Origin of the sequence: Micromonospora sp. WMMA1923 (assembly GCF_049179195.1) — a bacterium.
In the GTDB taxonomy this organism is placed as follows: domain Bacteria; phylum Actinomycetota; class Actinomycetes; order Mycobacteriales; family Micromonosporaceae; genus Micromonospora; species Micromonospora yangpuensis.
On the sequence record NZ_JBMHLZ010000001.1, the window covers coordinates 771692 to 784766 of the forward strand.

Sequence of the window (13075 nt, forward strand, 5' to 3'; positions counted from 1 at the left end):
CCCCGTCGGTGCCGTGGTGATGCCACTGCGGCGGGGTGGCGGTGAAACCCGGCGGTGGGGTGGGGTGGCAACCCCGATAGGCTGGACCGGTTCTGTCCGGATCGCGCCTGGAGCGTCGCAATGACCACGACACTGCCCGCGTACGACGAGGTCGTCGCCCGCTTCGAGCCGGTGATCGGCCTGGAGACCCACGTCGAGCTGGGCACGAACACCAAGATGTTCTGCGGCTGCCCGACCGACTTCGGCGGCGAGCCGAACACCCGGGTCTGCCCGGTCTGCCTCGGCCTGCCCGGCAGTCTGCCGGTGGCGAACAAGGCCGCGATCGAGGCGACCATCCGGATCGGCCTGGCGTTGAACTGCTCGATCGCCCAGTGGTGCCGGTTCGCCCGGAAGAACTACTTCTACCCGGACATGCCGAAGAACTTCCAGATCAGCCAGTACGACGAGCCGCTCTGCGTCGACGGTTACCTCGACGTCGAGGTGAACGGCGAGATCGTGCGGATCGGCATCGAGCGGGTGCACCTGGAGGAGGACACCGGCAAGACCCTGCACGTCGGCGGGGCCACCGGTCGGATCCACGGTGCCACCGAGTCGCTGGTGGACTACAACCGGGCCGGCATCCCGCTTGTCGAGATCGTCACCAAGCCGGTCCCTGGCACCGGTGCGCTCGCCCCCGAGGTGGCCAAGGCGTACGTCACCGAGCTGCGTGACGTGCTGCGCTCGCTGGGCGTCTCCGACGTACGGATGGAGGAAGGCTCGCTGCGCTGCGACGTGAACACCTCCCTCAACCTGCCCGGCCAGGAGTGGGGCACCCGGACCGAGACCAAGAACGTCAACTCGCTGCGGTCGGTGGAGCGGGCGGTCCGCTCGGAGATGCTGCGTCAGGCCTCGGTGCTCGACGCGGGCGGCCGGATCACCCAGGAGACCCGGCACTTCCACGAGGACACCGGGGACACCACGCCCGGCCGCTCCAAGGAGACCGCCACCGACTACCGGTACTTCCCGGAGCCGGACCTGGTCCCGCTCGCCCCGGACGCCGCCTGGGTGGCCGAGCTGAAGGCCGCCCTGCCGGAGCTGCCCCGGCTGCACCGCCGCCGGCTCCAGGAGCAGTGGGGGCTCTCCGACTCCGACATGCAGTCGGTGCTCAACGCCGGTGCCGTCGAGCTGATCGAGGCCACCGTCGCCGCCGGGGCCACCCCGGCCGCGGCCCGCAAGTGGTGGCTGGGCGAGCTGTCCCGCCGGGCCAACGAGACCGGTACCGAGCTTGCCGACATCGGGGCCACCCCGGCGCAGGTCGCCGAGCTGCAGGGGCTGGTCGACGCGGGCAAGCTCAACGACAAGCTGGCCCGTACCGTCCTGGAGGGCGTGGTGGCCGGCGAGGGTTCGCCGACGGAGATCATGACCAACCGGGGTCTGGAGGTGGTCTCCGACACCGGCGCGCTCACCGCCGCCGTGGACGAGGCGATCGCCGCCAACCCGGCCATCGCCGACAAGATCCGCAGCGGCAAGGTCGCCGCCGCGGGCGCGCTGGTCGGCGCGGTCATGAAGACCACCCGTGGTCAGGCCGACGCCAAGACCGTCCGCGAGCTGGTGCTGGCCCGGCTGGGCGTGAGCTGACCCCGCCGAACAGCCGTACGCACGTCGGGCCTCCCTCTCGGTAGAGGGAGGCCCGTTGCGTGGCCGGTGGCCGGTGGTCAGCCGGTCGGGCTGATGACCGGCGCGCCGGGAGCCGGAGTGCCGGGGCCGGGCGTGCCGGGGCTGCCCGGGGTGGGGGTCGGGGTCACCGGGGGAGAGGGGCTCGGGTTGGCGCCCTGCACCACCCGCCGTTCCAGGTTGACCTGCGACTGGCCGGTGCCGCCGACGGTGATGTCGTCGTAGGCCTGCAACCGCTTCTCGGTGTCGAAGTAGAGCACGCTCATGGTCAGCGGGGTGGGCTTCTCGCCCTCCAGCCCACGCAGCCCGGCACCGCCGGTGGAGCCCTGCACCATCAGCTCGGTGGGCTGCTGACCGGGCTCCTGCGGCAGCGTCGACACCTGCCGGTCGTGGGTGTGCCCGGAGAGCACCAGCGGGCAGGTGCCCGACAGCGGACCGGCCGCCGACGGGTCGTGCACCAGCGCGATATTCACCGGCCGGGGCGAGTTGCGCACCGTCGTGGCCAGCGTCTCGCCGTTGCCGATCAGCTCGTTGGCGGTGGGCGCGTTGAGCCCACCGGCGGCCGGGGCGGTGCTCTTGTCCGGGGTGAACCGGGGGTCGCCGATGCCGGCGATGGTCAGCCCGGCCACCGTGGTGGTCGAGTTGTCAAGCACGACCGCGTTGGGCTGCCGGGCCACCGCCGCCGCGGTCCGGCCCGAGTCGTGGTTGCCCCGGATGTAGACGTACGGCTTCTGCAGCAGCGCGATCGAGCCGACGTAGGAGGCCTCCGGCTCGCTGCCCCAGTCGGTGATGTCGCCGGTGTCGATCACCACGTCGATGTTGAACTGCTCGACCACGGTCCGGATCAGCTGCCAGCCGGTCGGGTTGAGGTGCATGTCGGAGACGTGCAGCACCCGGGTGGTGCCGGGCTCCGGCTCGTACACCGGCAGCGCGGAGACGGTGGTGTAGAGCTGGCTGACGTTGCCGACGATCCGCCGCAGCTGCTCGGCGTACTTGGTGTAGTCGTTGGCGATCTTGCGGGCGTCGCCGACGATCGCCGGTGCGTTCACCAGCAGGCCCTCGTAGCGCGGTTCCTCGATCGACTGCGGTCGGACGGTGCCGGCCGCGGTGCCCAGGCTGGCCGCCACGACCAGCAGCGCGAGCCCGCCGGACCAGGCCGTCCGCCGGGTGTCGCGGAACACCAGCGCGGCCAGCACCAGGGTCACCAGCACCACCACCGCCACGGTACGCAGACCGAGGCGGATCACGCCGTGCCGGACGTCCTCGACGGCGGACTGGCTGGCCCGGCTGATGCTCGCCGGATCGTCGATCAGCGCCTCGGTGCGGCGCTGGTCCAACGCGCCGAGCTGCACGTTGAGGTGCGTCGGTCCGCGGTGGCTGTCCAGCAGCAGCGAGCCGAGCGGGGGGATGTCGACGGTGGTGCCGCCGTCCAGCGCCGGAGCCAGGCTCAACTCGGCCCGGAACGGCCCGATGTCGGTGCTGACGTGCCCGCCGCCCAGCACCCCGAGCACCACTCCGGTCAGGGTGACGGCCAGCACCGCCAGGCCGACGCCCAGCCGCCGTAGCCCGCTGGGCCGGCCCGGTGTGCCCCGGCCGGTCCGGCGCCGCAGCCGTGGCGCCCACCGGCGTCCACCGTCGGTCGCCCCGGTGTCCCGGGTGCTGCCCTGGTCGTTCCCCTGGTCGTCCATAACGAGATTCTGACCTGCCCAATGAAAGATCTTGGCAAACCGGAGTTTTCCGGAGTCAGCTCCGCCCGGCGCCACCGTCGGCGAAGACCAGGCGCAGGATGCGGTCGTCCTCCGGCACCGGGTCACCCCGACCGTCGTGGTTCGAGGTGGTCACCCAGATCGAGCCGTCCGGTGCCACGGCAGCCGCCCGCAGTCGACCGTACCGACCGGTGAGCAGCTCCCGGGGCTGACCCAGGACGGTACCCGTGCTGGTCAGCTCCACCAACCAGAGCCGCTCCCCGCGCAGGCAGGCGGTGGCCAGCACCCGCTCGGCGACCGCCAGGCCGGCGCAGGAGGCCTGCCCGGGGGGCCACTGGACGAGCGGATCGGTGTACCTGTCGTCCCCGGCCCGGCCCTCGACCCTCGGCCAGCCGTAGTTGCCGCCCTTGGTGATCCGGTTGAGCTCGTCCCAGGTGCCCTGGCCGAACTCCACCGCGTACATCCGGTCCTCGGGGTCCCAGCCGAAACCCTGCACGTTGCGGTGCCCCTGCGACCAGACCGGGGAGTCGGGCTCGGGATTGCCGGGGGCCGGTTTACCGTCCCGGGTGATCCGCAGGATCTTGCCGCCGAGCTTCTTCGGGTCCTGGGCCTGGGCCCGGTCACCGGCGTCGCCGGTGGTCGCGTAGAGCTGACCGTCGGGGCCGAAGCCCAGCCCGCCGCCGTTGTGGACGCCGGCCTTCGGGATGCCGGTCAGGATCGGGGTGGGCCGGCCGCCCAGCTCCAGCCGGGCGATCCGGTTGTCCCGGGCGGTGGTGTAGTAGACGAAGACCGTCCGGTCCTGGGCGAACTCGGGGGAGACGGCGATGCCGAGCAGCCCGCCCTCGCCGCCGGCGGCCACGTCGGCGATGGTCTGCACCACGGAGACGGCCAGCCCGTCCGGCCCGGAGTCCGGGCCGACCTGCAGGATCCGGCCGCTGTCCCGCTCGGTGACCAGCGCCGCGCCGTCGGGCAGGAAGCCGACCGCCCAGGGCACCCGCAGGCCCTCGGCCAGTACGGTCGCGACCACCTGCTGCTCGGCCTCGCTCCGACCGGGCGAGGCCGACGGGGTGGGGAAGGTGGGCGGCTCGCCCGCCGGATCCGGCTCAGGCTCGCCGAAGCTGCACCCGGCCAGCACCAGCGCCGCACAGGCGACCACCGCCGCCGCCCGGACCCGGCCGGTACGCCCCGGCGGTGTCGCGTCGACCCGGCCGGCCCGCCTTGCCGGTGTCGGGTCGATCGGGCCGGTCTGCCTTGCCGGTGTCGGGTCGATCGGGCCGGCCTGTTCCGGCCGCACGTCGAGCGGGCCGGCCTGCGTCGGTGTCGCGTCGGACCGGCCGGTGCGCGTCGGGTGGGGCCGGCCGGTGCGGTGGTACGGGCTACGGACGCTCACCCGGACCAGCCTAGCCGCCCCACCTCGGCAGGACCGGGGCGCAAGGGATCACCGGGACCGGAGAATAGACCTTGGAAGATTCGCGCCCCTCCAGGGGCCGGAATCTTCCAAGATCTTTGCCTGGAGACACCCGTGGTTGTCCCTGTTCGGCGGGCTCCTGCCGGGCGGGGCGGTGGGTGGGCGCACTATCGTCGCGGTGATGAAGGCCTGGATCCCGCACCCCGCCGGTCGTACCCTCCTCGGCGAGCTGCCGCCGACCGTCACCGTCGAGGTGTGCGACGACCCGCAACGACCGCCGTCGGAGCTGGCCGGCGTCCGGTTCTGGGTGCCGCCGTTCCTCAGCGGGGACGCCGCGGCGTTGCTGGACCGCCTGCCCGACCTGCGGGCCGTGCAGCTGCTCTCCGCTGGCGCCGACGCCTGGGTGGGACGGGTGCCCGACGGGGTGACCCTCTGCGACGCCCGGGGGGTGCACGACTCGGCCACCGCCGAGTGGGTGGTCACGGCGATCCTGTCCCAGCTGCGCGGGTTCCCCACCATGGCGCGGGCCCAGGGGCGCGGCGAGTGGAGCTACGACCAGGTGGCGCCCACCGACGAGCTGGCCGGCAAGCGGGTGCTGATCGTCGGCGCCGGTTCCATCGGTACGGCGGTACGCGACCGGCTGGCCCCGTTCGAGGTCACCTTCACCCTGGTCGCCCGGACCGCCCGCCCCGACGAGGGGGTGTACGGCGTCGACGACCTGCCCGACCTGCTGCCGGCGGCGGACGTCGTGGTGCTCCTGGTGCCGCTGACGCCACAGACCCGGGGCCTGGTCGACGAGCGGTTCCTCGCCGCCCTACCCGACGGCGCGCTCCTGGTCAACGCGGCCCGGGGCCCGGTCACCCGGACTCCGGCGCTGGTCGCGGAGCTGTCCACCGGCCGGATCTCGGCGGCGCTGGACGTCACCGACCCCGAGCCGCTGCCGGCCGGTCATCCGCTCTGGGAGCTGCCGAACGTGCTGCTGACCCCGCACGTCGCCGGCTCGGTACGCGGCCTGCTGCCCCGGGCGTACCGGCTGGTCGGCGCGCAGTTGCGCCGCTTCGCCGCCGGTGAGCCGCTGATCAACCAGGTCACCCACGGCTACTGATCCTGGCCCCCGGCGCCGGTCACCCCGGTCGAGGGCTGGCTCCCGGGGCGACCCTTCCCGGTCGGCGGCTGGCTCCCGGCGTGACCCTTCCCGGTCGGCGGCTGGCTCCGGCGTGGGTTGCCCCGCCGGCTACTGATCCTGGCCCCCGGTCGGCGGCTGGCCCCGGCGTAGGCCCGTCCAAGTAGGTAGGCCGGTCTGGCGGACGGGTCAGGGCTGGTCGTCGGTGACGGACTGGCCGGTGACGGCCACCAGGCGGGGCAGGTCGCTGCCGCGCACGGCGGGCAGGGCGAACTCGGTGCCGTCGGCGAGCCGGACGACGGCCCGGCCGCGTCGGTCGACCAGCAGCTCGGCGACCCGGTCCCAGGGGATCCGGCGTTGGCCGACCAACCCGCGCAGGCGGAGCTCCCGGGCGTCGGCGTGGGTGCCGGCCCGCCAGCCCCAGACCGCCACGGCCAGGGGGACCAGGAGCAGCGGCAGGAAATACCACCGGGCGGTGGCCAGTGGTAGGGCGCCGATGGTGGCGATGACCGCCGCGACCATGAGCGCCTGGTTGTGCCGGAAATGGACGGTTGCGGCGCGACTCACCCACCGATCGTCCCACCTGCCGGACGACTGACCGCAGGCGGCCCGCCCCGGAGCCTGATCGACTCGGTTGGGCTGAACTGGCTGGGTCGGAAGGGCTCCGACACCGCAACATCGGCCCAACCGAGTCGATCTTGAACAGCGGCGTGCCACTCGGCCCATCGCCGCCGGTGGATCGGCCCGAGTGGCCGTCGGGTGGCGGGCGTCCGAGGCGTTTGAGTGATGCGGATCACTTCGTTCGCCTCTTCAAGGCCGTAACCCTCCTTCGGCAGGGTCTGTTGAGAACGACACGCACCGAGCCCCGTGCCCCCTCACGAAGGCGACTGCCGTGCCCGTCCCGTACCCCTTTCGTGGTCTGCTCCGCCGTCCGACGGGTGGCCTCGCCCTGCTGACGGTGACCGCCCTGCTCGTCGCGGCGGGTGCGGTCGGCCTGGTCCCGACGTTGGCCGTGGTGGAACTCGCCGGTGCCGTCGGCGCGGTCCCGGCGGCGCTCCGGCTGTCCCGGTTGGCCTGCGCCTGCCGCCCGCCCGCTACACCCCGGGCGACTGGTACACCCCGCCCGGCCAGTACGCCCCGCCCGCCCGGTACGCCCCAGGCGGCCGGTAGGCCCCGGGCAGCCGGCGTCCGGTGGCTGGCCGGCCTCGCCCGGTCCGCTGGCACCTCCTGGCCGACCGGGGTGACTCCGCAGGTCCGAGCCCTGCGGGTGGTGGTGTTGCTGAACGCGGCGGTGGTGACCGCGGGGCTGACCACCGCCGTGCCCGCGTTGGTCGGTCCCCCGTGGCGGGCGGCCGGTGTGGCGGTCGGTCTGCTGCTGGTCGCGGGGTGCGCTGGCACCGCACTGGTCCTGTTGCCGGGTCGGTCCCGGCTGGCTTCCCGGGACCGGCTGCGGCAACTCGTTGATCCGGCCGTACCGGCGGTGGGGTTGGCCCTGGCCACGTCGTTGCTGTTGCCGGACGCGCCGGTGCAGGTCCAGACGGGTGCGGCGATCCTCGCCGGGGTGCTCGGCGCGGTCGCGTTGACCGCGCTGACCGGCCGGCACCGGCGACCCGCGGCGGCGGTCTGTCGGGGTGCGTCGGCGCTACTCCTGCTCGGCCTGCTCCTGCTGACCGCGACCCTCAGCGCACCCCTGACCCAGCCGGCCACCGCCCTGACCGGCCCGGCCACTGAGCTGGCCGGGCCGGCCGTCGACCGGATGGTGCTGCTGGGCGTGCCGCCGCTGGTACTCGGGATGTGGCTGGCGGTGGCCGGGGCCCGGCGGGTGGTCGGTCCGGAGCCCGGCCCGGCTGCCGGTCGGGCCTGGACGTGGCTGCGGGCGGTGGTGCCGGCGACGGTGGTCCTGCTGGTCGGTGGCCACCAGTTTCGGGCCGTCGGGGGGTTCGACGCCACCGCCCTGCTGTTCTGCCTCGCCGTGGTCCCGCCCCTGGTGGCCCGGGAACTGCTGCGCGGCGCCGACCAGCGCCGGTACGCGGCCCGCCGGAGCGCCCGGCAGGCCCGGCTGCGTGCCCTGGTGACCGGGGCCCGGGACCTGATCCTGCTCCTCGACGACGAGTTGCGGGTGGCGTGGCAGTCACCCGCCGGCCCGCGCCTGTTCGGCCTCGCCGACGAGGTCGTGGTGGGACGTCCCTTCCGCGACCTGGTGCATCCCGACGACGCGGAACGGGTGGCCGCCCGGCTCGCGGCGGTCCGGCACGACGTCGAGGCCGGCCTGCTGGTGGCCCGGTTGACCGACGGTCAGGGTGGTTGGCGGGAGACCGAGTCCACGGTCAGTGACCAGCGTGGGGTGCCCGAGCTGGACGCCGTGGTGCTGCATGTGCGCGATGTCGGCGAGTGCCGGCGGTTGGAACGAACGGTGCACCACCTGGCGGCCACCGACCAGCTCACCGGGCTGGCCAACCGCGCCGAGCTGTACCGGGCGCTGGCGACGCGCTGTGCCGGCCGACCCGGGGGATCGGGTGCGGTGCTCGTCGTCGAGCTGCACGGGCTGGGTGCGGTCAACGACGGGCCGGGTTGGGCTGCCGGGGACGAGGTGCTGATCGAGGTGGCCCGGCGGCTGCGCGCCGCCGCCGGAGCACGCGACCTGCTCGCCCGGCTCACCGGAGACGAGTTCGCCGTGCTCAGTCCGGCCGGGGCGGTGCCGGCGTACGAGCTGGCCACCAGGCTGTTGGCCGCGCTGACCGTGCCGTACGGGGTGGCCGGTGCGGTGGTGCGGATGCGGACCAGCATCGGGTTGACGGAGATCGCCGGCAGCGGCCCCGACGACGTACTGCGGCAGGCCGACCTCGCCCGGCGGCGGGCCGTGCAGCTCGGCCGGGACCGCGTCGAGTGGTACGACGCCCAGCTGGAACAGCAGTTGCTGCGGCGGTTGGATCTGGAGCGGGAACTGCCGGGCGCGGCGGCCCGGGGCGAGCTGGACCTGGTCTACCAACCGGTGCTCGCGATGGCCGACCGGCTCCCGGTCGGCGCGGAGGCGCTGCTGCGGTGGCGCAGCCCGGTGCTGGGCACCGTGCACCCCGCCGAGCTGCTGCCGGTCGCCGAGAGCCTCGGCCTGGTCGACGAGGTGGGTCGCTGGGTGCTCGGGCGGGCGTGCCGGCAGCTCGCCGACTGGTCGGCGGGGGACGCACGCCTGTTCATGGCGGTCAACGTGACGCCCCGGGAGCTGGTCGCGACGGATTTCGTCAGGCACACCGCCGCCGTCCTCGCCGAGCACGGTCTGGCCGGGGACCGGCTGGTGGTCGAGGTCGCCGAGCCCCGGTTGGCAGCCGGGGAGACCGCGCTCGCCGCCCGCCTCGGCGAACTGCGCTCGCTCGGGGTGCGTACCGCGCTTGACGGTTTCCGGACCGAGCACGCCTCGCTGAGTCAGCTCCGTCGGCTGCCGCTCGACCTGCTGAAGATCCGCCCGGATCCGCTCGGGTCGGCGCGACCGATGGTCGACGCGGTGGTGGGGCTCGCCGCCCGGCTGGGGCTGGAGCTGGTGGCCGAGCGGCTGGAGTCCCCGGCCCAGGTGGACCGGGCGTACCGGGCCGGCTGCAGGTACGGGCAGGGCTACGCGCTGGCTCGGCCGGCCACCGCCGAGCGGGTCGAGGCGTACCTGGCGGAGGTGCCGGGGGCCGCCGGCTGAATTCGCTTAACCGGTTCAGGGCACTCCGGGGCTACGCGGCGGAGCGGTGCTGCCGCGCGGGGTGAGCCGGGCCGTCTCGTCCTGCACCCCGGTGCCGGGCCGCCCGGCGATGACGGCGAGCAACTGCCGGGCCGCGTACGCGCCGAGGGCGGGGATGTCCCGGCCGAGGGCGGTCAACGGCGGATGCACCAACTTGCACAGCGGGGAGTCGTCCCAGGCCACGATGGACACGTCGGCGGGGACCGCTAGCCCCATCTCCTGGGCCACCGACAGCCCGGCGATCGCCATCACGTCGTTGTCGTAGATCACCGCCGTCGGCCGGGTGGCCGAGCTGAGCAGCCGTCGGGTGGCCCGCGCACCCTCCTCGCCTGTGTAGTCCGACGAGACCGTCGCCGCGTCGGTCAACCCGAGTCGCCGGCACACCTGCTCGAAGGCCTCGGTCCGGGTCCGGGTGTGCAGCAGTGACGGCAGTCCGCCGACCCGGGCGATCCGCCGGTGTCCGAGCGCGACCAGGTACTCGACCGTCTCCACCAGGGCCGCCGCGTCGTCGGACCAGACGTGCGCCAACCCGCCGGTGTACCCGGGCCCGCCGATCACCACCGCCGGCAGCTGCAACTTCCTCAGGGCGGGCACCCGGCGGTCGTCGGTGCGCAGGTCGCAGACGAGCACCCCGTCCACCCGGCGTTCGGCCCACCACCGCCGGTACACCGCGATCTCCGCGTCCGGGTCGGCCACCACCTGCAGGGTCAGCGCGTACGACCGGGCGGAGAGTTCAGCCTCCACGCCACTGATCAGCTCCATGAAGAACGGCTCGATGCCCAGCGTCCGGGCCGGCCGGCACAGCGCCATCCCGACCGCCTCGGCGGTGGCGCCGGAGAGCGCCCGGGCGGCGCTGCTGGGGCTGAACCCGATCTCCGTGGCGATGGCCAGGATGCGTTGCCGGGTGGCCTCGGAGACACCGGGCTGGCCGTTGAGGGCGTACGAGACCGCACCCTTGGACACCCCGGCACGCCGGGCGACGTCGGCGATGGTCGGCCGCTTCACCGGCGGGTCCCTTCCCTCGGCCCCCCGTGGGGCTCCTCGATGCGCGCCGTCGGGCGGCGGACCTCCACGCTACCGCGCCCGCCGGTCGGCATGATCCACCAACCCGGACCCGCCAACGTGCCCGGCGAGACGGCGTTCCATCGACCGTTGACACTCCCGGGGGTGGCCCGTACGGTGGCTTCACTTATCCGGTTCAGTCGACGTCTCTCGATGCGGGAGGCGTCCTCACGAGCGCGCGGAGGAACCCGATGACACCGTCCTGGACTCGATGGGCCCGCGCGGTCGCGGTCGGCGCGATCAGCCTGACCATGGTCGCCGCGTGCAGCGGCAGCAGCACCACCGGCGGCTCCGGTGCCGGCGACAAGGTCACCCTGCGGATCAACTTCTGGGGCGACTTCGGCCTGGACCAGCTCAAGACGAAGTACGAGGCCGCCAACACCAACGTCCGCATCGTGCTCAACTCCGGCGAGTACAACGCCCAGCACGAGGACCTGCAGAAGAAGCTGGTCGCCGGCTCGGGCGCGCCCGACATCGCGGCGATCGACGAGGGCTTCATGGTCCAGTTCCGCAGCCAGGCCGACCAGTTCGTCAACCTGCTGGACAAGGGCGCCGCCTCGTACGAGAGCAAGTATCTGCCCTGGAAGTGGAAGCAGTCGCTGTCGGCCGACGGCAAGACCCAGATCGCGCTCGGCACCGACGTCGGCGGCCTGGCCATGTGTTACCGCTCCGACCTGTTCGCCGCGGCCGGACTGCCCACCGAGCGGGACCAGGTCTCCGCCCTCTGGCCCACCTGGGACCGGTTCATCGAGGTCGGCCGGGACTACACCGCCAGGAGCGGCAAGAAGTTCATCGACTCCGGGACGAACCTGTTCAACCCGATCCTCGGTCAGCAGCCGGTCGGCTTCTACGACGAGCAGGACCAGCTCCGGATGGAGGGCGGGCCCAAGGTCGCCTTCGACTACACGATGCGGGCCCAGCAGGCGGGAATCTCGGCCAACCTGACCAGCTTCCAGACCGACTGGAACCGGGGCTTCACCACCGGCGCCTTCGCCGTACTGGCCTGCCCGGCCTGGATGCTCGGGCACATCAAGGAGACCGCGCCGACCACCGACGGCAAGTGGGACATCGCGGCGGTGCCCGGCGGCGGCGGCAACTGGGGCGGCTCCTTCCTGACCATCCCCAAGCAGAGCAAGAACCCCGACGAGGCGTACCGGCTGCTGGAGTGGCTGGTCCAGCCGGAGCAGCAGATCGAGATCTTCAAGCAGGTAGGCAACCTGCCCTCCCAGCCGGGCCTCTACACCGACCCGGCGATCACCGAGTTCACCAACCCGTTCTTCGGTGGCGCTCCGGTGGGGCAGATCTTCCCGAAGATGGCGCAGGGCCTCACCCCGCAGTACCTGGGACGGCGCAACGGCCCCACCCGGGTCGCGGTGGAGCAGGTGATCGGGCGGGTGCAGAACAACAGCCTCAAGGCCGATGCCGCCTGGGCTGAGGCGGTCAAGGCAGCCGAGAAGGCCGCCACCTCCTGATGAGCTGGCGCGACCGGCTGTACCGTCTCGACACGCGGTACACGCCGTACCTGCTGATCGCCCCGTTCTTCGTACTCTTCCTGGTCTTCGGGCTCTTTCCGTTGCTCTACAACGGGGTGGTGTCGCTGCGCCACTACCGGCTCGACGACCCCGACCGCACCGGGTGGGCCGGCCTGGAGAACTTCACCCGGCTGGCCTCCGACGGGGACTTCTGGAACGCGCTCTACAACACCATGGGCATCTTCCTGCTCTCGACGGTGCCGCAGCTGCTGCTGGCGCTGGTCGTGGCCTCGCTGCTGAACCGGAAACTGCGCGCCCGCACCTGGTGGCGGGTCGGCTTCCTGGTGCCGTACGTGACCCCGATCGTCGCCTCCACCCTGGTCTTCGGGGTCTTCTTTTCCCGCGACTACGGCCTGGCCAACTGGGCGTTGCAGGCGCTCGGCCTCGGCGACCCGGCCGCCCCGATCGACTGGCGGGCCAGCAAGCCGGCCGCCTGGACGGCCATCGCCACCATGGTCAACTGGAAGTGGATCGGCTACAACGCGCTGCTCTACCTGGCCGCCATGCAGTCCATCCCGCGCGACGTCTACGAGGCCTCCGCGTTGGACGGGGCCGGGGTCTGGCGGCAGCTCTGGCGGATCACCGTGCCGATGATCCAGCCGGTGGTGATCTTCACCGTGGTGCTCTCCACCATCGGCGGGTTCCAGCTCTTCACCGAGCCGATGCTCTTCGAGCTGAACTCCCAGCAGGCCACCGGCGGCGCGAACGGCGAGTGGCAGACCATCGCCCAACTCATCTACCGGGTCGGTTGGAAGGACCTCAACCTCGGCTACGCGGCGGCGATGTCCTGGGCGTTGTTCCTGATCATCCTGGTCGTGGCCGGCGTCAACTCCTGGCTGACCAACCGACTCTCCGGAGGCCGACAGTGAG

General features: G+C 73.0%; 9 protein-coding genes. 5 read left to right on the top strand and 4 right to left on the bottom strand.

The annotated features are described in order from the left end of the window. Positions 1-120: 120 nt before the first annotated feature. A complete protein-coding gene (gatB, locus tag ACN28G_RS03570) occupies positions 121-1617 on the top strand; it encodes an Asp-tRNA(Asn)/Glu-tRNA(Gln) amidotransferase subunit GatB (RefSeq protein ID WP_091435415.1) in 1497 nt (498 codons plus the stop codon). Between the two features lie 77 nt (positions 1618-1694). On the opposite strand, the gene ACN28G_RS03575 is transcribed toward gatB, so the two are convergent. Together ACN28G_RS03575 and ACN28G_RS03580 are read right to left on the bottom strand one after the other, a co-directional pair. Then, entirely contained in the window at positions 1695-3341 is a 1647-nt protein-coding gene (locus ACN28G_RS03575; protein WP_091435416.1) for a metallophosphoesterase, read from the bottom strand. Positions 3342-3396: 55 nt separating this feature from the next. Continuing rightward, positions 3397-4596 (bottom strand): PQQ-dependent sugar dehydrogenase, encoded by a 1200-nt coding sequence (locus ACN28G_RS03580; protein WP_091446088.1) that lies wholly within the window; start codon positions 4594-4596, stop codon positions 3397-3399. Positions 4597-4948: 352 nt separating this feature from the next. Here ACN28G_RS03580 and ACN28G_RS03585 point away from each other — a divergent pair, with 352 nt between their 5' ends. Beyond that, entirely contained in the window at positions 4949-5872 is a 924-nt protein-coding gene (locus ACN28G_RS03585) for a 2-hydroxyacid dehydrogenase (RefSeq protein WP_421478405.1), read from the top strand. Positions 5873-6079: 207 nt separating this feature from the next. Here the strand turns inward: ACN28G_RS03585 and ACN28G_RS03590 are convergent, their stop codons facing one another. Next, a complete protein-coding gene (locus ACN28G_RS03590) occupies positions 6080-6412 on the bottom strand; it encodes a PH domain-containing protein (protein ID WP_373868303.1) in 333 nt (110 codons plus the stop codon). Positions 6413-6782: 370 nt separating this feature from the next. Between ACN28G_RS03590 and ACN28G_RS03595 the strand changes: the two genes are divergently transcribed. Then, positions 6783-9572, top strand: a complete 2790-nt coding sequence (locus ACN28G_RS03595) for a putative bifunctional diguanylate cyclase/phosphodiesterase (protein ID WP_421478406.1) — start codon at positions 6783-6785, stop codon at positions 9570-9572. Positions 9573-9587: 15 nt separating this feature from the next. Here the strand turns inward: ACN28G_RS03595 and ACN28G_RS03600 are convergent, their stop codons facing one another. Beyond that, positions 9588-10616 carry a LacI family DNA-binding transcriptional regulator gene (locus tag ACN28G_RS03600; protein WP_421478407.1) on the bottom strand — a complete coding sequence of 343 codons (1029 nt, stop codon included), beginning with the start codon at positions 10614-10616 and terminating at the stop codon, positions 9588-9590. Positions 10617-10864: 248 nt separating this feature from the next. On the opposite strand from ACN28G_RS03600, the gene ACN28G_RS03605 reads away from it, so the two are divergent. Together ACN28G_RS03605 and ACN28G_RS03610 are read left to right on the top strand one after the other, a co-directional pair. Beyond that, positions 10865-12145 (top strand): ABC transporter substrate-binding protein, encoded by a 1281-nt coding sequence (locus tag ACN28G_RS03605; protein ID WP_091435420.1) that lies wholly within the window; start codon positions 10865-10867, stop codon positions 12143-12145. Then, positions 12145-13074, top strand: a complete 930-nt coding sequence (locus tag ACN28G_RS03610; RefSeq protein ID WP_421478408.1) for a carbohydrate ABC transporter permease — start codon at positions 12145-12147, stop codon at positions 13072-13074. The genes ACN28G_RS03605 and ACN28G_RS03610 overlap by 1 nt, the downstream gene beginning before the upstream one ends. Position 13075: the final 1 nt, after the last annotated feature.